Annotated in this window: 19 protein-coding genes; 16 read left to right on the plus strand and 3 right to left on the minus strand. The window is 62.3% G+C overall.

Annotated features, from left to right (window positions below):
• Positions 1-124: 124 nt before the first annotated feature.
• The 12 genes from pilG (at position 125) to AC0J1C_RS16840 (ending at position 16,973) form a co-directional block, all read left to right on the plus strand.
• The gene (pilG, locus tag AC0J1C_RS16785; protein ID WP_008175635.1) at positions 125-517 is read left to right on the plus strand and encodes a twitching motility response regulator PilG; all 393 of its coding nucleotides are present in this window, start codon (positions 125-127) and stop codon (positions 515-517) included.
• 32 nt (positions 518-549) lie between these two features.
• Positions 550-912: a twitching motility response regulator PilH gene (gene pilH, locus AC0J1C_RS16790; protein ID WP_008939836.1), complete on the plus strand. Its 363-nt coding sequence runs from the start codon at positions 550-552 to the stop codon at positions 910-912.
• Positions 913-932: 20 nt separating this feature from the next.
• Positions 933-1,478: a chemotaxis protein CheW gene (locus AC0J1C_RS16795; protein WP_375192589.1), complete on the plus strand. Its 546-nt coding sequence runs from the start codon at positions 933-935 to the stop codon at positions 1,476-1,478.
• 91 nt (positions 1,479-1,569) lie between these two features.
• Entirely contained in the window at positions 1,570-3,645 is a 2,076-nt protein-coding gene (locus tag AC0J1C_RS16800; RefSeq protein WP_473044899.1) for a methyl-accepting chemotaxis protein, read from the plus strand.
• Positions 3,646-3,672: 27 nt separating this feature from the next.
• Positions 3,673-4,572 carry a CheR family methyltransferase gene (locus tag AC0J1C_RS16805; protein WP_375192587.1) on the plus strand — a complete coding sequence of 300 codons (900 nt, stop codon included), beginning with the start codon at positions 3,673-3,675 and terminating at the stop codon, positions 4,570-4,572.
• Between the two features lie 11 nt (positions 4,573-4,583).
• Entirely contained in the window at positions 4,584-12,173 is a 7,590-nt protein-coding gene (locus AC0J1C_RS16810) for a hybrid sensor histidine kinase/response regulator (RefSeq protein ID WP_473044901.1), read from the plus strand.
• Complete coding sequence (locus tag AC0J1C_RS16815; RefSeq protein ID WP_375192585.1) at positions 12,173-13,225, plus strand: chemotaxis protein CheB; 1,053 nt, start codon at positions 12,173-12,175, stop codon at positions 13,223-13,225. Before AC0J1C_RS16810 ends, AC0J1C_RS16815 begins: the two co-directional genes overlap by 1 nt.
• An 11-nt stretch (positions 13,226-13,236) precedes the next feature.
• On the plus strand, positions 13,237-13,698 hold the full coding sequence (locus tag AC0J1C_RS16820) for a chemotaxis protein CheW (protein WP_473044903.1): 462 nt from the start codon (positions 13,237-13,239) through the stop codon (positions 13,696-13,698).
• Positions 13,699-13,786: 88 nt separating this feature from the next.
• Positions 13,787-14,278, plus strand: a complete 492-nt coding sequence (locus AC0J1C_RS16825) for a Fur family transcriptional regulator (protein ID WP_473044905.1) — start codon at positions 13,787-13,789, stop codon at positions 14,276-14,278.
• Positions 14,271-15,059, plus strand: coding sequence for a zinc ABC transporter ATP-binding protein ZnuC (gene znuC / locus AC0J1C_RS16830; RefSeq protein ID WP_473044907.1), 789 nt, complete (start codon positions 14,271-14,273; stop codon positions 15,057-15,059). Before AC0J1C_RS16825 ends, znuC begins: the two co-directional genes overlap by 8 nt.
• The gene (locus tag AC0J1C_RS16835; RefSeq protein ID WP_473044908.1) at positions 15,046-15,858 is read left to right on the plus strand and encodes a metal ABC transporter permease; all 813 of its coding nucleotides are present in this window, start codon (positions 15,046-15,048) and stop codon (positions 15,856-15,858) included. Before znuC ends, AC0J1C_RS16835 begins: the two co-directional genes overlap by 14 nt.
• Before the next feature lie 92 nt (positions 15,859-15,950).
• On the plus strand, positions 15,951-16,973 hold the full coding sequence (locus AC0J1C_RS16840) for a PAS domain-containing protein (protein WP_473044909.1): 1,023 nt from the start codon (positions 15,951-15,953) through the stop codon (positions 16,971-16,973).
• Positions 16,974-17,019: 46 nt separating this feature from the next.
• Here the strand turns inward: AC0J1C_RS16840 and AC0J1C_RS16845 are convergent, their stop codons facing one another.
• Positions 17,020-17,265 carry a CDGSH iron-sulfur domain-containing protein gene (locus AC0J1C_RS16845; protein ID WP_473044910.1) on the minus strand — a complete coding sequence of 82 codons (246 nt, stop codon included), beginning with the start codon at positions 17,263-17,265 and terminating at the stop codon, positions 17,020-17,022.
• Positions 17,266-17,314: 49 nt separating this feature from the next.
• Positions 17,315-18,397: a patatin-like phospholipase family protein gene (locus AC0J1C_RS16850; protein ID WP_473044911.1), complete on the minus strand. Its 1,083-nt coding sequence runs from the start codon at positions 18,395-18,397 to the stop codon at positions 17,315-17,317.
• Positions 18,398-18,594: 197 nt separating this feature from the next.
• On the opposite strand from AC0J1C_RS16850, the gene AC0J1C_RS16855 reads away from it, so the two are divergent.
• Complete coding sequence (locus tag AC0J1C_RS16855) at positions 18,595-19,662, plus strand: GGDEF domain-containing protein (protein WP_473044913.1); 1,068 nt, start codon at positions 18,595-18,597, stop codon at positions 19,660-19,662.
• A gap of 14 nt (positions 19,663-19,676) precedes the next feature.
• Here the strand turns inward: AC0J1C_RS16855 and AC0J1C_RS16860 are convergent, their stop codons facing one another.
• On the minus strand, positions 19,677-20,600 hold the full coding sequence (locus AC0J1C_RS16860; protein WP_473046578.1) for an alpha/beta fold hydrolase: 924 nt from the start codon (positions 20,598-20,600) through the stop codon (positions 19,677-19,679).
• Positions 20,601-20,801: 201 nt separating this feature from the next.
• Here AC0J1C_RS16860 and folE point away from each other — a divergent pair, with 201 nt between their 5' ends.
• Genes folE through AC0J1C_RS16875 form a run of 3 tightly spaced genes read left to right on the plus strand, consistent with a single transcriptional unit; the run spans position 20,802 to position 22,223 of the window.
• Positions 20,802-21,371, plus strand: a complete 570-nt coding sequence (gene folE / locus AC0J1C_RS16865) for a GTP cyclohydrolase I FolE (RefSeq protein WP_091988899.1) — start codon at positions 20,802-20,804, stop codon at positions 21,369-21,371.
• A gap of 26 nt (positions 21,372-21,397) precedes the next feature.
• Entirely contained in the window at positions 21,398-21,775 is a 378-nt protein-coding gene (folX, locus tag AC0J1C_RS16870; RefSeq protein WP_091988902.1) for a dihydroneopterin triphosphate 2'-epimerase, read from the plus strand.
• Positions 21,776-21,794: 19 nt separating this feature from the next.
• Positions 21,795-22,223 carry a CoA-binding protein gene (locus AC0J1C_RS16875; RefSeq protein ID WP_473044914.1) on the plus strand — a complete coding sequence of 143 codons (429 nt, stop codon included), beginning with the start codon at positions 21,795-21,797 and terminating at the stop codon, positions 22,221-22,223.
• Positions 22,224-22,228: the final 5 nt, after the last annotated feature.

The raw sequence follows: 22,228 nt of genomic DNA on the forward strand, positions 1-22,228 counted from the left end.
TAATACTTTTTATCCGTTCATTGATAATCTATAAATGATCGGGGTTTATAGAAGAACCTTAAGGTTTGTGTTAAAACCCTCGGTTCAAAATAACGACAGTCGCTGAGCGCAAGGCAGTTGGACAATGGATGACAACTTCGAGAACTTGAAGATCATGGTGATCGACGACAGTAAAACCATCCGTCGCACCGCAGAAACCCTGTTGAAAAAGGTCGGCTGCGAGGTGATCACCGCAACCGACGGCTTTGACGCTCTCGCCAAGATCGCCGATTCCCAGCCGGACATCATTTTTGTTGATATCATGATGCCTCGCCTGGACGGCTACCAGACCTGCGCACTGATCAAGAACAACTCCTCCTTCAAGAAGACGCCGGTTATCATGCTCTCCAGCAAGGACGGGCTGTTCGACAAGGCCAAAGGCCGGATCGTAGGCTCGGACCAGTACCTGACCAAACCGTTCAGCAAGGATGAACTGCTCAACACGATCCGCCAGTACGTTCCGCAGGCGGAACAGTAAACCTGCTGATACAAAGAACCATTGAGGAAACCATGGCCCGCATTCTGATTGTTGATGACTCCCCCACCGAGGTTAAGAAGATCTCCACGATCCTGGAGAAACACCAGCACGAGGTGCTCACCGCCGACAACGGCGCAGACGGTGTTGCCAAGGCCCGCGCAGAAACACCCGACCTGGTTCTGATGGACGTGGTCATGCCCGGCCTGAACGGCTTTCAGGCAACCCGTCAGCTGACCCGTGCACCGGAAACCGCCTCCATTCCCGTGGTTATCGTGACCACCAAGGATCAGGAGACAGACCGGGTATGGGGCACCCGCCAGGGCGCTAAGGGTTACCTGGTCAAGCCGGTTAACGAAGACGACCTGATCAAAACAATCAACAGCCTGATTGCCTGATCCCCAACCGTGGAGTACGCATGTCCGCCCAGGCCGCCCCTTTTGCCGTTCTGACGGATATCGCCGAGCGCAGCCGGTCCATGGCCGCCGGCCTGCCGGAGCAACAGGAAGCCGTTGAGCTCTGGAACGGCATCGGTTTCATTCTCGCCGGCCAGCGTTACGTCGCTCCCATGGGCGAAGTTACTGAAATTCTCCACGTGCCCCGCTTTACCCACATTCCCGGGGTGCGCCCGTTTCTGCTCGGAGCGGCCAATGTTCGCGGCCGCCTCCTGCCCCTGGTCGACCTTGCCAGCTTTTTCGACATCCCCCGTTCTTCCCGCAGCCAGAGGGAGCGGCGTGTGCTCGTTGTTGAACAGGGCGACATTTTCAGCGGGCTGGTCGTGGACAGCGTTCTGGGCATGCAGTACTTCGCAACTGACAGTTTCAAGGATTCGCCGGAAGGCGTTCCTGAAAACGTTCGACCGTTTGTCTCAGGCGGTTACGAACGCAATGAGGAAGTCTGGAAAGTGTTCTCCGCCGTCGACCTGCTCGACGACGAACGCTTCCTGGACGTTGCCCAGTGGTAAGGGTGGTGACAATGGCAGGAACATCACCCTGACCGCCTGAAGCCCGACAAAACAAACTTGCCATTTTATTGAAAAGGCCGGGAGCCAGAAGATGAAGAACAGAGCCGGAAGACTCAGTATGGGACAGGGAGGCAACAAACTGGTTGCCGGCCTGATCGCCGCACTGATCGCACTCACCATCCTGCTCGTTGTGGTGCTGTTTATTATCAACCGGGACAGCCAGAACGATCAGGAATACATCGCCCAGACAGCAGAACTGCGGGTACTCTCGCAGGCCATTGCGAAGAACGCCACGGAAGCGGCCGGCGGCACCGCCGAGGCCTTCAACCAGCTGCGGCGATCCCGGGACGAATTCCAGCAGCTCTGGACCAACATCACCGAAGGTAACCCGGAAACCGGCCTGCCCCCCAGTGAAATGGCTCAGCAGAGCGGCGTACAGGCCACCTGGAACACGGTGCGGGAAAACGCCGACAGCATCCTCTCCACGCAGGATGCCGTACTTGGCCTGCACGAGGTGGCCCGGACCCTCAACGAGACCATTCCCCAGCTGCAGGTTGAGTACGACGACATCGTACAGATCCTTCTGGACAACAACGCGCCGGCCGAGCAGATTGCCCTGGCCCAGCGCCAGTCGCTGCTGGCAGAACGGATTGTGCGCTCGGTCAACAACGTACTCTCCGGTGACGAAGACGCCGTTATCGCCGCCGACCGTTTCGGCCGCGACGCCAACCTCTTCGGCCGGGTACTCGACGGCCAGCTCAATGGCAACCCGGCCATGGGTATCTCACGGGTAGACGACGAAGACGCCATCTACGGTCTCGAGGCCGTTGATGAGCTGTTCCAGTTCGTTTCCCAGAACGTAGACGCGATTCTTGAAGCCTCTCCCGACCTCTTCAAGGTGCGTACCGCGGCCAGCGATATCTTCCAGAATTCCGAGATCCTGCTCTCCGAACTGTCTGACCTGGCCGAAAACTTCCGGACCCAGTCCGGCTCCCGCGTAGTCAGCCCGACGCTCGCCTTCATCATCCTGGCTGCCATGGTTGCCATCGTTGTGTTCATCGGTCTGGCCCTGTATCGCGAAGCCCAGGCCCGCCTGGCCACTACTCAGGAGCAGAACGAGCAGAACCAGAACGCGATCCTGCGACTGCTGGACGAACTGGCCGACCTCGCTGATGGTGACCTGACCACCGAGGCCACGGTTACCGAGGACTTCACCGGTGCCATCGCCGACTCCATCAACTACGCGATCGACCAGATGCGTGGCCTGGTACAGGCGATTCGTGGTACCGCTGTACGGGTAGCTTCAGCGGCCCAGGAAACCCAGGCTACGGCCATGCACCTGGCCGACGCTTCCGAGCACCAGGCCCAGGAAATTGCAGGCGCCTCCGCCGCGGTGAACGAGATGGCGGTGTCCATCGACCAGGTATCCTCCAACGCCGCCGAATCCTCCGCGGTTGCGGAGCGGTCGGTAGCGATCGCGAAGAAAGGCGCGGAAGTGGTACAGAACACCATCCGCGGCATGGACAACATCCGTGAGCAGATCCAGGAAACCTCCAAGCGGATCAAGCGACTGGGTGAATCCTCCCAGGAAATCGGTGACATCGTATCCCTGATCAACGACATCGCCGACCAGACCAACATCCTGTCCCTGAACGCCGCTATCCAGGCCTCCATGGCCGGTGACGCGGGCCGGGGCTTCGCGGTGGTTGCGGACGAGGTTCAGCGCCTCGCGGAACGTTCTTCCGCAGCTACCAAGCAGATTGAAGCGCTGGTTAAAACGATCCAGTCTGATACCAACGAAGCGGTTATCTCCATGGAACACACCACAGCCGAGGTGGTCCGTGGTGCCCGTCTGGCCCAGGACGCGGGTATCGCACTCGAGGAAATCGAGAACGTATCCATGTCTCTGGCGGAACTGATCCAGAACATCTCCAACGCCGCGCGCCAGCAGTCGTCGTCTGCCGCGCACATTTCCAACACCATGAACGTTATCCAGGAAATCACCTCCCAGACCTCCTCCGGTACCAACGCGACAGCGAAGTCTATCGGTAACCTGGCAGAAATGGCGTCCGAGCTGCGGTCTTCCGTTGCCGGCTTCACCCTGCCAGAAGAGGACGCGGCGGATCAGGAAGAAGAGGAAGACAGCGACGTTCCGGTGGTGGGCTGATCTTCGCTCCAGGGCTGTTGACGGTTTATGGCGCACATGCATAACAACCTGTCACCTGCCGAGGGCATCTGGTCACTGCGCCGACTCCCCGACATGGATGAGGCGCAGTTTAGCCAGTGGCAAACCCTGCTGGAGCACCGGACGGGCATCACCCTGTCGGCCGAACGTCGCTCCTTCCTGGAGACCAATCTTGGTATCCGGATGCGGGAAATTGGCTGCAGCAGCTACCAGGCCTATTACGAGCAGATCGTCTCCGGACCGGATGCCATCCGGGAGTGGGCCACCCTGGTGGACAGGCTCACGGTCCAGGAAACGCGGTTCTTCCGGGATCCGGACGCCTTTCGGCTGGTGGCAGACTATGTGCTTACCCGGCCCAGGGAGCTGTTAAAGAAACGCCCCCTGGAGGCCTGGAGTGTCGGCTGCTCAACCGGCGAGGAGCCCTACACGCTGGCCATGGTGCTGAACGAATGCATGAGCCAGCTGGCGCTTCAGCCCTTGTTCGGTGTCACCGGTTCGGACATCAGCAAGCCTGCGATCGAGAAGGCCCGGAACGGCCAGTTCAATCCCCGCAAACTGCTGGGCATGGACGAAGACATGAAAACGCGGTACTTCCGCCCGGCCGAGCGGAATACCGTTGAAATTGTGAACAGCATCCGTGACCGGGTGTGCTTTACCAGACTCAATGTACTGGATCTCGACAAGGCACCGATGCACGGCATGAACATTATCTTCTGCCAGAACCTGCTGATCTATTTCCGTCGTTGGCGCCGGCGGGAAATTGTCAAGCGACTTGCAGAGCGGCTGGCGCCCGGGGGTTTGCTGGTGCTGGGCCAGGGAGAGCTGACCGATTGGCAGCCTCCCGGGTTACAGAGAGTCCCCTCGGAACATGTGCTGGCGTGGATCAAACGCCAGACTGACGAAGAATAACCGGAGTGGTTATGGGCAATCACCATGACAGCATCGCCCTCGACTGGGTTCGGGGAGAGATACAGGACACGCTGACCCAGGGTCAGCATGCACTGGAGGCGTATGTCGAGAATCGCGACGACACCGCGCGCCTGCGCTTCTGCCTGAATTATCTCCATCAGGTGCACGGCACCCTGCAGATGGTTGAGCTCTACGGGGCGGCGCTGCTCACCGAGGAAATGGAGAAGCTGACCCAGGCGGTGCTGAACGAGACGGTGGCCAACACCGACGAAGCGGTGAATGTGCTCATGCAGGCCATTCTGCAGCTTCCCCAGTACCTTGAGCACCTGGGAACCAGCCGGGACGATTTCCCGATGGTGCTGTTGCCCCTGCTGAACGATCTCCGGGCCGCCCGTGGTGAATCCCTGCTCTCTGACACCTCTCTGTTCAAGCCGGATCTGGCGCCTGCCCGCATCAAGGTAAGCGGCAAGGTTTCCCAGCGCCTGCAGGATCCGACCGTGCTCGGCCACATCCGCAAGCTGCGCCAGATGTACCAGTTCGCCCTCGCCGGCGTGATCCGGGAAGCCGATCTGGATGCGCACTTTGACTACATGCAGAAAGTCATCCAGCGGCTGATCCGCCTGTGCCAGAAGACTCCGCGGGGTGAAGTCTGGAAGGCAGCCAGCGGCTTTGTGGAATCCCTTCAGGGACGCGTCAATCCGGTCAACCCGGCCGTCAAATCCCTGCTGCGGGAACTGGACAGTGAGATTCGACGGCTCATAGACGAGCACGCCGACATCCTGCAGCAACCGGCGCCGGAAGCGCTGCTGAAACACCTGCTGTATTACGTTGCCCGGGCGAGGGACCTGGACACGCCTCACATCAGCGCGCTCCGTGACGCTTACCAGCTGAATCGTGCCCTGCCCTCGGATGATGACGTGGATGCGGCCCGAAGCCGCGTATCCGGCCCGGGTCGGGACGCTATCCACTCCGTGGTCGGCGCCCTCAACGAAGAACTGGCGAAACTGAAGGACCAGCTTGACCTTTATGTACGCTCGGAGCTGCGCCAGAACAGCGAACTGGAAGACCTGCTGCCCGGCCTGCGCCAGGTGGCCAACACCCTGGCCGTGCTGGGGCTGGGCATCCCCCGCAAGGTAGTGACCGAACAGGTCGAACTGGTACAGAAGCTCAGCGACCAGGCGGAGCCGGTGGACGACGGTACCCTGATGGACATCGCCGGCGCCCTGCTCTATGTCGAGGCCAGCCTGGCCGGGCTGGAGAGCGATGGCCAGCCGGACGCCGCCCAGCCGGAAACGGATGCTCCGGTGAACCTCGGCTCGCGAGAGCTGGGCGAAGCCAGCAGTGCCCTGCTGCGGGAATCCCGAAACACCCTGGAACAGGTCAAATCCGCCATTGTGAACTTCATTGCCTCACAGTGGGACACCCGGGAAATCGAGCACGTGCCCGGCCTGCTGCACAGCATCCGCGGCGGCCTGAGCCTGATTCCCCTGGAACGGGTGGCCAGCATGCTCGCTTCCGCCGAGCGCTACATTACCGATGTCCTGCTGAGCAGTGGTCAGGTACCCGACTGGAAGCAACTGGATACCCTGGCCGATGCGGTAACCAGCATCGAATATTATCTGGAGCGCCTGGCTGAGGGCATCGGAGAGAACGACTCCGTGCTCAGAGTGGCTGAAGAGAGTCTCGCCAGCCTTGGCTTCCCGGTAGGTGCCGAGCCCACCTGGACCGAAACCGGCAGCGAAGACGTTCCGCTGGTGGAAGCAACAGAGGAACCGCAGGAAAGTCCTGCAGCCGTGCAGGAGGACGCCGGCAAGGGCTCCGATGCCGAACTTCTGGACGATGAAATCCTCGGCATTTTTGTCGAGGAAGCGGAAGAGGTGCTGGAGACCATCCACGAGTTTTACCCGCGCCTGCGCCAGAACCACGACGACCGCGAGGCCCTGACCGAAGTCCGGCGCGCCTTTCACACGCTCAAAGGCAGCGGCCGCCTGGTGGGTGCCACCAGTATTGGTGAACTGGCCTGGTCGGTGGAGAACCTGCTCAATCGCGTCATTGACCAGACGGTGCGTCCAACCGACGACATGTTCTCCCTCGTGGACGAAGTCAACGCCCGCATTCCCTCGCTGATTCGCGAGTTCAAGGACGGCCAGACAGCTGGCGACGTGAGTGCCCTGATCAGCCGCGCCGAAGCCATGGCCACCACCCGCCGTGCCGAGGGCGAACCGACGGCGGCGGCGGAGGCGGCGAGCGCTCCTGCGACAGAGGAGCAGGTTGAGGACGCTTCGCCCGAGCCCGCGGCGGAAACCCACACGTCCGAAAACACCGACGAAGACGACCTGATCGACGACGAGATCCTGGAAATCTTCGTGGAAGAGGCCGGCGAGGTCCTGGAGACCATTCGCGAATACCTGCCCATGCTGCTGCGTCAGCATGACGACCGCAGTGCTCTGTCTGAGGTACGACGGGCATTCCACACCCTCAAGGGCAGCGGGCGCATGGTCGGCGCCCTGGTGGTCGGCGAGTTGGCCTGGTCCGTCGAGAACATGCTGAACCGGGTGATCGACGGCAGCATCTTCATGAACGACGACATCGCGACGTTGCTGGAAGATGTCACCGCCAACCTGCCCGCCCTGGTTGAGGATTTCGAAAAGCGCCGTGCGCCTTCGGTGGATACCTCCAACCTGGAGGCCCGTGCCAACGCGCTGGCCAATGGCGAGATCCCCGATGCCAGTACCATGCCCGCCGCCGAGGCAGACAGCGCCGAAAGCCAGGTCGAGGAACCGGCCGTTTCCGTCGCTACCGGAACGGAAGCCTCCGACGAGGATGTGGTTGATCCCCTGCTGCTCGACATTTTCGAGAGTGAGACGGAAACCCATCTGCAGACGCTGAAGGACTTTCTGACCGCCGCCGGCGACAAGACCTCGGTTGCCTATACCGACGATCTCTCCCGGGCACTTCACACGCTCAAGGGCAGTGCCCACACGGCAGGCATCGCCCCGATTGCCGCAGTGATCACACCGCTTGAACGGTTCGTCAAGGAATCCCGGGCCCAGAACAAACGGGCAAACCGCGACGTACTGGCCCTGATCGAATCCGCCTGCGACTTTCTCACCCAGGGCCTGGCCCAGATTCGTAGAAGCCCGCAGTCGCCGCTCCCCGGTACGGATGCCTTCCTGGACAGCCTCGAACAGCTGCGCCAGGAAACCTTCCGTGGCCACAGTGTCGAGACCGAGCAGACCCACGCACCGGAGTCGTCCTCCCGCCTGGTTCAGCTGTTCCTGAACGAAGGCCTCGATATTGTTCTCGACGCTGACCGCATCCTCGATCAGTGGGCCGCCAACCCGGAGGAAATTACCGCGCTGGACCGGCTGCGCTCGGAACTTGAGCAGTTGACCGCCGGCGCCTCCGATGCCGGCCTGAGCGACGTTGCCGCGCTTTCAGCAGCGCTCAAGGACACCTATAACGGCGTGGCTGCCGAGACCGTCACCGCTGACGAAGACTTTTTCGACACCGTCAGGGCGGCCCAGGAACAGCTGATCAACATGATGGACCAGGTGGCCGCAGGACTGGCCACCGAATCCAGCGAGGACATGGTGGCGGCGCTGGAAGCCCTGCGCCAGACGCCCTCGGCCGAAGCCGACACGGTGCCGGACGCGTTCGAGCAGGAATTCACCGGCGACCTTGAGGAAATCGACCTCAGTTTCGACCAGGACGAACAGTCACTCTCGCCGCCCGATCCGGATACCGAATCGGTGGAACAGCCGCCGCTTCCGGAAACGTCCGAGTCCGACGACATGGACGAGGAGCTCGCGGAGATCTTCCTGGAAGAGGCCCGCGACCTGATCGACAGCACTGCCGAGGCGCTTCAGAACTGGAGCGAGAATACCGGCAACCTCGATATTCTTCGACTGCTCCAGCGGGACCTGCACACCCTCAAGGGGGGTGCCCGCCTGGCCGACATTCCCGCGGTAGGCGACCTGTCCCATGAGCTGGAAAACCTGTTCGAGGGGCTGACCGAACAGCGGTTGTCCGTCAACGATGAGCTGTCCGACCTGCTGTTCCGGTGCCACGACCGGCTGGCAGGCATGGTGGAAAACCTGGAAGCCCGGGACGCGCCCCGCCCGGCCCCGGACCTGATCAGTGAAATCCGCGCCTATATGGACAGCGCCACCGGCAGCCGACCAGTCACGTCGGTACCGGAAGACGAGCAGCCGGAGGCCGAAGGCGTCGACGACGACCAGGTGCCGCTACCCGACGTCGAAGAAGACGATACTGACGCACCAGCACCGACCGGTAGCGATGACGTCGCCAGCGCCGAGGACGGCGTGGCCGATCTTTCCCACCTGGATCCGGAGCTGGTGGGCATCTTCCTGGAAGAAGCCTACGACCTGATCAATTCCACTGGCAGCGCGCTGCATACCTGGACCGAAGACCCGTCCGACCGGGCCGTGGCCGCCGAACTCCAGCGCGACGTGCATACCCTCAAGGGCGGCGCCCGGATGGCCGGAGTCGAGGCCATCGGCGACCTCACCCATGTACTCGAGGATCTGTTCGAGAAGGTCGCCGAGGGTCAGCTGGAAGCCAGTGACTCCATGAATGACCTGCTGTTTGCCTGCCACGACCGGCTGGCACAGATGGTGGAGCAGGTGGCAACGCAGAAACCCTGCCCGCCGGCAGACGAGCTGGTTGCCCGGGTTAAGGCCATCCTCCGGGGCGAATCCGCCCCCACCGAAGGGGCATCGCTCGTAGCCGAACCGGAGCAGGAACCGGAAACGGAGACCTCCGAAAGCGAACAGGCGGAGGACACCACCAGCCTCAGCGACACCCTGACCCAGGCCAGCGACGAGGACCTCATCGGCATCTTCCTGGACGAGGGCCTGGAGATCCATGACGCCATCACCGAATGCCTGGACCAGTGGCGGGAAGAGCCGGAAGAACTCACCGGGGTTACCCAGCTGCAACAGGAACTGCACACGCTCAAGGGCGGTGCGCGGCTGTCCGATATTGACCCGGTGGCCGATCTGGCTGAGGCCTGGTCCGATGCCCTGGATCCCCTGATTTCCGGTTCCAACAACCAGCAAGCCCTGTTCAGCCTGAGTGAGCGGGCGCTGGCCAGCCTCAAGGCCATGCTCGACAGCATCGAAGAGGGCAACAAGCCGGCACCCGACGGCAAGCTGGTTGCAGAACTGCAGGCGGCCCACGAAGCCAGCGCCAACGAAACCGCCGGTTCCGAGCCTGAGTCGGCAGAGGCCGGCCAGGACATCATTGATCCGGAAGTGCTGGAGATCTTCCTGGAGGAAGCCGGCGAAATCATGGATCAGCTCGAGCAACTGCTCGATGACTGGCGCAAGGAGCCCGCGAACCACAGTTTCAACCAGGAAGCCCAGCGGGCACTGCACACCCTCAAGGGTGGCGCCCGTCTGTCCCAGCTGACCCAGCTCGGGGATAAGGCCCACGCTTTCGAGACACGCCTGATTGACCTTGGCGGTAATGCCCCGGACGAGTCCCAGTGGCAGGCCATTACCGAAGATCACGACGCCATCATTGCCCTCGTGGCCGAGATCCGGAAAAGCTATGAGACCGGCTCCGCCATGCCCTCTGCGGCGCCGGCGGAACCGAGCACACCCGCTCCTTCCGAACCCGAGCCGAAAAAACCGGAACCACCGGCAGCCCCGGCCCGTGCTGAAAAACCCGCCGAACCGACGCCGAAGCCCGGCAAGTCTCCGGCACGGGCCCGCAAACAGGCTGCCGAAGCCCAGCGTGCGGCTCAGGAAACCATCCGGGTCTCTGCCCCGTTGCTGGATGAGCTGGTCAACCTGGCCGGCGAAACCAGTATCACCCGGGGCCGGCTGGAGCAGCAGACCAGCGACTTCGGCCATACTCTGGATGAAATGGCCGCCACCATCGAGCGTCTGCGCGAGCAGCTGCGCCGGATGGAGATCGAAACCGAGGCCCAGATCCTGTTCAGTGCCGAGAAAGAACACGGCCCGGATTACGGCGACGACTTCGACCCGCTCGAAATGGACCGCTACTCGTCTATCCAGCAACTCTCCCGGGCACTGACGGAATCGTCCTCCGACCTTGCGGACCTGCGGGAAACCCTGTCCGATCGGGTGCGGGACACCGAAACCCTGCTGGTACAGCAGTCACGGATCAACACGGAACTCCAGGAAGGTCTGATGAAGACCCGGATGATTCCGTTCGCCTCCATGGTGCCGCGCCTGCGCCGGATCGTTCGCCAGATCAGCGGGGAACTGGGCAAGAAAGTCGACTTCGATGTTCGCAACGCCGAAGGCGAGATGGACCGCAACATCCTGGAGCGCATGATTGCGCCGCTGGAGCATATGCTCCGGAACGCCCTCGACCATGGCATCGAGAGCCCCGAAAACCGCAAGAAAGCGGGCAAACCGGAAACCGGTGAAGTGACCCTGTCGCTGACCCGCGAAGGCGGCGACGTGGTACTTCGCATGATCGACGACGGCGCCGGCATCCCGTCTTCGGTGATTCGAGATAAGGCGATCCGTCAGGGCCTGCTTCGGGAAGACGAGGACCTCACCGAACGGGAGATTCTCCAGTTCATCCTCCAGCCCGGTTTCTCCACCGCCCAGCAGGTAACGCAGATTTCCGGCCGCGGCGTGGGCATGGACGTGGTTGCCAGCGAGATCAAGCAGCTAGGCGGCAGCCTCGATATTGATTCGGCCGTTGGCCGCGGTACCACCTTCACCGTTCGGCTGCCGTTCACGGTGTCGGTAAACCGGGCGCTGATGGTGTCCACCGGTGAAGACTTCTACGCCATCCCGCTGAACACCATCGAGGGTATTGTCCGGGTCAGCACCTACGAGCTCGAGGAATACTACAAGCCCGATGCGCCGCTGTATGAGTACGCCGGCCAGGAATATCGCCTGCAGTACCTGGGCAGCCTTCTGAACAGCGACCACCACCCGAAGCTTCAAGGCCAGGCGCTGCCACTGCCGGTGATTCTGGTGCGTGGTGCGGAACAGCCGATGGCCCTGCAGGTGGACAACCTGATGGGCAGCCGGGAAATCGTGGTTAAATCCCTTGGCCCGCAGTTCAGCTCGGTGCGTGGGGTGTCCGGCGCCACCATCCTCGGTGACGGCAACGTGGTGGTGATTCTCGACCTGCCGGCGATGATCCGTTCCGACATCCTGTCCGAGCGCCAGCGTCTGGCCAACCTCGAGAAGGCCCGCGAGTCGGCCCGCTTCGAGGAGCAGGCCACGGTGGTGATGGTGGTGGACGATTCGGTTACGGTCCGGAAGGTCACCTCAAGGCTGCTTGAGCGTAACGGCATGGAAGTCATCACTGCCAAAGACGGCCTGGACGCCGTGGCCCAGCTGCAGGACCACAAGCCGGACATCATTCTGCTGGACATCGAGATGCCCAGAATGGACGGTTTCGAGGTGGCCAGCTTTGTTCGCCACGACGACAACCTGAAGGAAACCCCGATCTGTATGATCACTTCCCGGACTGGCGAGAAGCACCGGGAGCGGGCGCTGGCCATTGGGGTCAACGAGTACCTCGGCAAGCCATTCCAGGAAACCGAGCTGCTTGAGACCATCGAGCGGCTGACCGGACGACAGTGATGACCGGCGATACGGGCCGGCCACAGGTTGGAATCGTCTCCGACATGGTCCTGCAGAGGCATCGGCTGCAGGCCGCCGCAGCCCGGTTTGGCCTGGAGGTCTGTTTTTCAGGCAACCCCGACCGGCTGCTGGGCTATCCGACCTTTCCGGAGGCCGGGCTCTGGCTGGTGACACTGGAGGATGAAGCCGACCATCCCCAGCTGTTTGACCACCTGCTGGAAAATACCGAGGCACCGGTGCTGTTCGGGCTGGACGAAGCGCCAAAGCCCGGAAGCACCGAGTATTTCCGCTGGGAACGCCGGCTGCTCGGCAAACTGGAACAGCAGCTGGGGCACCTTGAGCAACTGGATTCCGAGGCAAGCCTCGAGCAACTTGAGGACAATGCTCCGGCGGTCCCACGCTCGCCGGAACTGCCCCGCTGGATCACGCCGGCGGTACCCGGCTCCATTGCCGAAGAGGTCTGGATTCTGGGTGCCTCTCTCGGGGGACCCGCGGCGGTCAAGACGTTTCTCGACCACCTGCCGGCCGGACTGCCGGTGGGCTTTATCTACGCCCAGCACATTGATGGCAACTTCACAGAGGTGTTGACCCGGGTGCTAGGTCGCCACGCCCATTACCGGCTGCAAAAGGCCGAAGAAGGCTATCGGGTCAAGAATGGCGATGTGGTGCTGATGCCGGTCGAACACGAGTGGCAGCTCAACGAACAGGGCGCCCTTACCGAATGCAGCAAGCCCTGGCCGGGGCCCTATGGGCCGTCCATCGATCAGGTGCTGTTGAACGTTGCCGACCATTACGGCCCTCGCTGTCATGCCATCGTGTTCTCCGGCATGGGCAACGACGGTGCCATTGCGGCGCCGCTCCTGAAAGCCTACGGCAGCCGTATCTGGGTGCAGGAAAGCACCAGCTGCGGCAACAGTTCCATGCCGGACTCAGTGGCGGCAACTGGCTGCAGCGGCTTCTGCGGCACCCCCGAGCAACTGGCCCGGGAACTGGTAAAAACCATTGAAGAATCCTGCCTGCTGAAAAGCCGGCAGAAACGGGACTCTGCCTGAGGACACACGCCATGAACGACAACAGTCAAACCCTCTCCTGCGTCATGATCCCCATGAGCGGGCGCCAACTGTTGCTGCCCAACGTCTCGATCGCTGAGGTGGTCGACTACGCCAGCTCCGACGCCGGCACCAACAGCCCGGAATGGCTGGTGGGCTATCTGGACTGGCGCGGCCTGCAGTTGCCCGTGATTTCCTACGACGCTGCCAATGGCGCGGCCCTCACAGTACCCGGAGACAACCGCGGGCGTATTGTGGTTCTCAACACCATTGGCGAGCATCACCAGGAGATTCCGTTCATGGCCCTGGTTACCCAGGGCATTCCCAGCCAGGCGCGGCTGACCGAGGACCAGGTTCGTAAACTGGACGGAGAGCCCGGCCCGGCCGACCTGATGCAGGTTGAGATCGAGGGCGAGCAGGCCTGGATACCCAACCTGGAGTTTCTGGAATCCCTGGTTCTCCAGACCCGTCACTGACCCCTTCGCGCCCGCCCGGAGATCGGGGCACCCTGGCAGGCCAGCCTGAAAATGTTATAATGTTTCAAATTTTTTCAGGGTGCCTGCCATGCCTGCGCGAGCCATTCCCTATCGGCCACATAATCACGATGCCTGTGTCAGCCAGGCTCTGGGCGATGCCCGTCGAATCTGCCAGCGGCAGAACGCCCGCCTGACGCCCATCCGGGAGCGGGTACTGGAACTCATCTGGCAGTCCCACAAGCCCCTCGGCGCCTACGACGTACTCGCCGAACTGGCCTCCGATGGCCACAACGCGGCGCCACCGACGGTCTACCGGGCCCTGGATTTCCTGCAACAGCACGGCCTGGTGCACCGTATCGCCTCACTGAATGCGTTCATTGGCTGTACTCACGCTGGCCAGTCCCATACCGGCATGTTCCTGATCTGCCGTGCCTGCGGCAACGTGCTGGAACTCACGGCACCCTCGGTGTCCACCGAGGTGCAACGGGCCGCGACCAGTGAAGGATTTCAGGCCGAGGACACAACACTTGAGATTGCCGGCCTGTGCCCCCGCTGCCAGGCGGAGCCAGGCCATGAGTGACCCGCTGGTCCACCTGCAGAATGTCAGCGTGCAGTTCGACACCCGACCGGTCGTGGAGCGGGTCAACCTCACGGTGCATCGGGGTGACATCATCACCATCATCGGCCCTAACGGTGCCGGCAAGACCACGCTGATCAAGGCCGTGCTGGGACTCCAGAACGTGACCGCAGGACAGGTCTCACTGGCCCGCAACCTGGTGGTTGGCTACGTGCCCCAGCATCTGACCCTCGAGGCCACGCTGCCATTGAGCGTGCGGCGTTTCATGTTGCTCAGCGGTCAATCCCGGTCGCGCTGCGAAGCGGCCCTTGAGAAAACCGGCGTCGGTCACCTGCTGCATGCCTCGGTGCACCACCTGTCCGGAGGCGAGAAACAACGGCTGCTGCTGGCCCGGGCCCTGGCCCGCCAGCCGGACCTTCTGGTGCTGGATGAGCCAGCCCAGGGTGTTGATATCAATGGCCAGGCCTCCCTGTACAACCTGATCCGGCAACTGCGGGATGAGCTGAATTGCGGCGTGATCATGATTTCCCACGACCTCCACCTGGTGATGGCCGCCACCGACAAGGTGATCTGCCTGAACCAGCACGTGTGCTGCAGCGGCTACCCCGAGGACATTTCCCACGATCCGGCCTTTATCGAGACCTTTGGACGGCCGGTGGCGGAATCCCTCGCGGTGTACCATCACCGCCACAACCATCGCCACGATCTGCACGGCAATGTGGTGCATGGCGAAACCCGTAGCCAGGAAGGCGAGCATCAGGGGTGTGACCATGCCCATCATTGATGCCCTGCTCGACGATTTCTTCTGGCGCGCGCTGATCGGGGGTCTCGGGGTTGCCCTGGTGGCCGGCCCCCTTGGCTGTTTCGTGGTCTGGCGCCGTATGGCCTATTTTGGCGACACCCTGGCGCATTCGGCGCTGCTGGGCATCGCCCTGAGCTTCCTGATCAGCGTGCCACTGAACCTGGGCGTGATCATTGTCTGCGTGGTGCTGGCCATGGCCCTGGTGCTGTTCTCCCGTATCCGTACCCTGGCGACCGATACCCTGCTGGGCATCATGGCCCACAGTTCCCTCGCCATAGGTCTGGTCACCCTCAGTTTCATGCCGGACATCCGGGTGGACCTCACGGGTCTGCTGTTTGGCGACCTGCTGGCCATGAGCCGGGAAGACCTGCTCTGGATCTATGGGGGCGCGGCGCTGATCCTGGCACTGCTGGCCGTGCTCTGGCGGGGGCTGTTGATGGCCACCATCCACGAGGAGCTGGCCCGGGTCGAGGGGCTGGCGGTGGAGCGCCTGCGACTGGTGTTGATGCTGATGTTCTCACTGGTGATCGCCGTGGCCATGAAGATAGTCGGGGTACTGCTGATCACAGCCCTGCTGATCATCCCTGCTGCCACGGCACGGCGACTGGCCGGCAACCCGGAGATCATGGTGGCCCTGGCGGTGGCCTTCGGCTTTGTCGCGGTGTCTGGCGGGCTTACACTGTCCTGGCATCTCGACACCCCCGCCGGTCCGTCAGTGGTGGTGACCGCGTTCTCGGTGTTTCTACTGGTGTATGGCAGTGCCGGCCGGAGCCAGAGCTGAGCCTTTCCCTGTTCGCCCCGGCTGGGCTAGAGTAGTAGCGAGAGAATGCTGGTGATCCCGGGTTAATGACCCCGCCGCAAAGGATAGCTGCCATGGAACGCTCAGAGGCCACGGAACGTCGCAAACCGGTCGTCTGGCCGGGGCTGTGGGTACCCCTGCTCCTGCTTACTGCCGGACTGGTGACAACCGTACTGGCCGCCCACCTTGAGGCCAGACGCGCCACCGCCGCGGCCGACATCCGTTTTTACGCCCAGCACCAGGCGCTGGTCAACCATCTGCTCATCCACACGCCGGAGGCCGCCCGCGCCGTCGAGGCGGGCGGACAGCCCGCGTCACGCTGGCTGGTGGGGCTGTTCGATGGCGCATTGCCCGAGACCCTGGGACTGCGCATTGATACCCTGGAGCGGCACACCAAAGAACCGCTCCTGGAAATCGGAATCGACGGCTCCCTGGATCCGACCCGGGCCCTGCGCACCGAAGTCAACGCCCTCGGCGAGCAATGGATGGTCACCACTCTGCCTGCCCCCACTGCCCTGGAAAACCCCGCCGATAATGCCCGAAAGACCATCTGGCTGGTCGGCGGAACCCTGAGCCTGGCGGCCGCCGGTCTGGCGCTGGTGCTGAATCGCCGGCTGTATCACCAGGCACTGGAGCTCCATGATCTGGAGCACCGGGAATCCGGTGCCGATCAACAGATCACCAATCTGCAGGTGGAAAAGTCGATTCTTCGGCAGGCACTCAATGACAGTGAACAGCGCAGCCGGGATCTGGTGGCGCTGTCCGGAGCGGTAATCTGGGAGCTCGACGAGAACGCACGAATCGGATTTGTATCGCCGCAGATCGCAGATCTTCTGGACCGGGCACCGACCGACCTCGCGGGACAGGCCATGGAAGCGTTGGTGGCGCCGGAGTGCCAGGCCCACTTCCGGCAGGCACTGGCGGCGGCAAGACGGGACAACGCCATCGAGCGGGTTGATCTACCCCTCTTGCACCATGACCAGGAAAACCGGGTGCCGGTGGTGCTTCGGGTCAGGGCCCTGAAAGACACGGTTCACGGCCTGTCCGGTTATCGGGTCAGCACGCTCCATCATGTGGCTCACTCGCCGCCGGCGTGACCCTGGTTACTCACCCCGGCTGCTCTCCCCGGCTGCCCTCGGCTACTCAGGTCAGGTGCTTGTGGCTACCGTCACACAGAGGCGCATGGCCAGTCTGCTTGCAGCCACAAAACCAGACCCACTCCTTTTTTTCAGCCTCAAAGCGCACCGGTGTCAGGCCGGTACCCTGATGGGAGCCGTCACAGAAGGGCTGGTTTGCGCTCCTGCCACAGGCACACCACAGGTAGTGTTTGCCCGCCTCTACCATGACACAGCATGGGGTGGTGCGGGCGACAACGGGTTCTTCTGCCATGGATTCCTCCGGGCTCGTCAACGGGCGCCCTCCAGTATAGCCGCTCCTCTCAGAGTGGCCGGGCAACGTCCGCGAGCCGCCCCTGTTCCACCAGCTCCATGAACTCATCCCCAAGCCGGTCGCTCTCGGCAATCGCGTGTCGCCAGGCCCGTTCGCGACCGGCGTCGTCACCGGCATAGCGTTCAAAATCCTTACGATCCGGCAGTTTGCGGTCGGGTAGCGACTCAAGGTACGCCTTTGACGGGGCAATCAGCAGAACATCCTGTAGCCGGGTAGCGTCCCCCCGCCGCCAGGGCAGCGACTTGTCGAACCAGCCGGGCACCACGCGATCGGTGAAATGGGGATACAGGATCACGCCGGGCTGCTGGTAGGGCAGGTCCAGATGGTAGTCCAGAAGCCCGCCGTCACGGTAGACGCCCTCCGGTGCGCCAGGAATGTTGCGCACACCCGACATCACCAGAGGAATGGACGCCGAGGCCAGCAGCGCGGACAGCAGGTTGTCCGGCGTCAGGGCCACTTCGTGGCTGGGAAAATCCACCAATTTGGCAACCGGCGCCTTGAGGCGGGCATCGTGGATGATGCCCCGCTCCATAAACCGGCCAAGGTGCCGACGGCTGACCATGTTGGCGCTGATGGCGCGCATCAGGCCAAGGCCAAGCCGTCCACGGGTGTCCTCCGCCAGCATTCCCAGGCTGCGCACCACCACAATGTTCAGCCGGTACCAGGGGTGGTTGAGGATCGCCTGTTCCCGGCCACCCAGCAGCTCCTCCAGGAACAGCACGCTTTTGCGGCTGACCTCGGCGGGGCTGACGCCCTTGGCGAAGCGCTGCTTGGTGTACAGTTCTGCAAGCCGGGCAAGCTGCGCCCGGGGATCGTCCGAAGAAGCGATGGCGGCAAACCGCCAGCTGCCGATGGAGGAGCCAATCAGGGAACGCTCCTGGGGCACACGGGGCAGCCAGTCGCCGAAAATGGCCTTGTCGAGGCCGCTGATACCGAGTGCTTTGGGACCCCCTGCGGCGCCGGGTATAACATGAACATCTTCCGCCGACAGCGGCTTGTCCCTGAGTCGCTGCAGCGCGCGCCTGCCTGCGCGGATGGTCAGTGCCGGTTCACGGGTCTGGATTGCGGTCATTGGATGGGTCCCTGGAGCTGCTCCCTGAAAATCTCACGCGAAGTTTAACCAAGTGGACATCCGCCGGCCAACTGAACAAAACTAATGGTGGCCATTAATGACGTCATCTGCTTCAGTAAGAGCATGGCTCTGCCAGAATCAAGGACCGGCCCGACAACGGATGCGGGCGCTCAAGAACCAGACAGCAGGAGTAGGCTGTGAATTTCTCTGTACCCCCCGATTCCCTGGCCGCCAACCCGACCCTGGCGGTGCTCGGTTTCAAGCGGCAGTTGGTGTACCACCTGCACTTCTGGGCCTTTATTGCCGTCGCGCCGCTGGTGATGGTGCAGTGGCAGCAGTCCCATTACCTGCTCTCTGCCATCCTCGTGCTGTTCTGTGTCAACGCCCTGCTGGTGATCGCCTTCCTGAAGCTCCGGGGCACCTATTTCCTCAAGGGCCGCCTGTTTCCTCTGCTCGCGGTGGTGAGCGCTGCCTACTCCACGCACATCAATGGTCATGCCGGCCTGTACTGGGCCTACCCGGCCGCCACGGCGCTGTTTTTCCTGCTGCCCCTGCGGGAGGCGATTGGCAGCAACATTGTGTTTGTGGTGATCATGGCGGTGGTGTCCTTTCTTCGCTTCCCCGAGGCGGACTTCTGGCGCATCACCTTTTCCCTGGGCCTGACCTGCCTGTTTGCCATGATCTTCGCCTGGCTGGTGGGCAAGCTCCAGCAGGAGTTAACCCGTCTGGCCACCACCGACCCGCTGACCGGCTGCCTGAACCGGTCGCAACTGGCCGATATCCTCAATGGCCAGATCCAGATGCGGGAGCGGTACGAGCGGGTCTCGAGCCTGATCCTTCTGGACCTGGACTATTTCAAGACCATCAACGACCAATGGGGCCACCTGGCCGGCGATCGGGTGCTCCGGGAGCTGGCCCTGAGACTGCGCAAGCGTCTCAGGGAAAGCGACCAATTGTTCCGGATTGGCGGCGAGGAGTTCATGCTGGTGCTGCCGGAAACCCGCCAGAAAGATGCCGACGCCCTCGCCCACCAGCTACTGACCAGCATCAGCGCCCGGCCATTCCTGGAGGACATCAAGGTCACCGCCAGTGCCAGTGTGGCAGAAGTCAGCAAGGGTGAGACCTGGTCGGTGTGGCTTAACCGGGCCGATCAGGCCCTGTACCAGGCCAAATCCCAGGGCCGCAACCAGGTGGTCAACGCGGCCCGACCGCTGCCGGTGATCGGGCGGGGAGCCATCGATGAAGCCGATTCCGCCCAGGGCTGATAACCTGATCCGGCTCAGTTGCCTGCAGCACGCTGGCGAAAATCCCGGTAAGCGCTGAACACATCCCAGGGGGTTTCAAGGTGGGGATAGTGGCCGATATTACGCAGGCACACCACGTCGGGGTCTGCCACCAGCTCCCGATACCGGCGGGCCATGGCCGCGCCCGAGACCGGGTCGGCAGTGCCTGAAATCAGTCGCAGTGGCTGGTCCGCCTTCTGCACTGCCGAGACCCAGCGGTTGCGGTGGCAACGGCGCTCCTCCATGAACTGAATCAGGCGATGCAGAATGCCACGCCCGTTGTTGTAGGTGAGCAGGTACCAGAAATCTTCCATGTCCTGGCGATCCGGCGGATTATGGGTCCCGAACAGGCGCCGGAAGTTGCGCTCGAAGCTGCGCCGGGTCAGGCCCCGGCTGATCAGCCCTCCAAAGGGACTGCGCAACAGCTTCTGGATCAGCAAAGGATTGTGTACCTCCGGAAAAAGCGCACCATTGAGAAAACACACGGTGCGGATCCGGAATGGCAGGCTCGCTTCCTGCTCCCGGGCCATCAGCTCCTGGGCCACGCTGCAACCGTAATCGTGGGCCAGCAGGTGCACCGACGACAGGCCCAGCTGTTCGATCCAGCCCTGAAACAGGTCGGCCTGGTCCTGGATGCTGTAGGGATAGCCAGCCGGTTTGTCGGAAAACCCGAAGCCCAGCATGTCCAGGGTCAGGACGTTGTGGTGGGGTACCAGCATCGGCCACAGTCGGTTCCAGTCCCAACTGGCCGTGGGGTAACCGTGCATCAGAACCAGCGGTTCACCCTGACCGGCCATGCGGCTGAAAATGGCATGACCCTCGTAGCTGAACCATTTGCCTCCATGCTGCCACCCTTCCAGGGTGCCGGCCTGACGTCCTGTGGCGGCCGCACCACTGACATTGGGTATCACCTGTTCCATGCGTTGTTCCCAGCGAATCGACACAGGCTGAAACTGTAGAACAAACCGGTGCCGGCTGCCATAGCCCGGGCGCTCGGCAACCCCGGCACGACAGCCACAGTGGTCTTTTTCTGCAACCTGCCCGTACATGCTGGAGATGCGATGCCGGGCAAATTGCCTTAAGCTTTGGCCCTCGACAGATTCAGCTAACCGGACAAGATTATGACCAAACTCCTAGACGACCTTTCGGGGCACTACCGGGCCATTATCAGCGGGCTGGGTGAAGACCCTGATCGCGAAGGTCTGCAGGACACGCCCATGCGGGCAGCCAAAGCCATGCAGTTCCTGACCCGGGGCTACCAACAGGATCTCGGCGACCTGGTCAACAACGCCGTGTTCGAGTCCGCCATGGACGAGATGGTGGTGGTCCAGGACATCGAGCTGTACAGCATGTGCGAGCACCACATGTTGCCGTTCATTGGCAAATGCCACATTGCCTACCTGCCCCAGGGTCGGGTTCTGGGGCTGTCCAAGTTTGCCCGTATCGTTGACATGTACGCCCGTCGCCTGCAGATCCAGGAAAACCTGACCCGTCAGATAGCCGAGGCTATCGAGAGCGTTACCAACGCCAAGGGCGTGGCGGTGGTCATCGAGGCCCAGCACATGTGCATGATGATGCGGGGTGTGGAAAAGCAGAACTCGCGGATGAAGACCTCGATGATGCTGGGTCAGTTCCGTAAATCCCAGGCAACGCGTACCGAGTTTCTGAACCTGATCGGCGGCCACCGCTGATCAATCAGCTCCCGGAGGAAAGCGGCATGACAGAGGTTAGCGGGAATCGCCAGGCAACAGTGCGGATCAAGGATCTGCTGCTCCGAGCCTACATTGGCATCAAGGAAGAGGAGATCAATAACAAACAGGACGTTCTGATCAACATACGCCTGACCTATGACGCAACAGCGGCCATCAATGAAAACGAGATCTCGGCCGCCCTCAACTACCGCACCATCACCAAGCAGATCATCCAGCATGTGGACGGCAACCGCTTTGCCCTCCTCGAGCGCCTCACACATGAGGTGCTGACCATTGTCATGGAACACGAGGCCGTGCAATGGGCGCAGGTGGAAATCGACAAGCCCCACGCGTTAAGGTTCGCGCAGTCCGTTTCCGTTTGCCTTGAAGCGCATCGTCCCTGAACTGGAGCCACTCTCCGCCATGCCGACTGACGCGCCTGAACAGCTCCGCCAGGTCCTGAGCTCCGTCAAGACCATCGCCCTGGTGGGTGCCAGTGAGAAAACCCACCGGCCCTCCCATGACGTCATGGCCTACCTCCAGAACCAGGGTTACCGGGTCATTCCGGTGAACCCTCGCCTGGCTGGCCAACAGCTGCTGGGCGAAACCGTGTACGGGAATCTGCCGGAACTGCCGGAACCGGTCGATATGGTTGACCTGTTCCTGGCTCCCGAACGCACCGACCCCGTGATTGACCAGGCCATAGAGCTCAAGATCCCGGTGGTATGGATGCAGATTGGCGTAATCAACCAGGAGGGGGCCGCCAGGGCCGAGGCCTCTGGCCTGACGGTGGTCATGGACCACTGCCCAAAACAGGAAATTCCCCGCCTGGGTATCGCTAAACGGGCCTGATTGCT

The organism is Marinobacter sp. E2 (genome assembly GCF_055755345.1).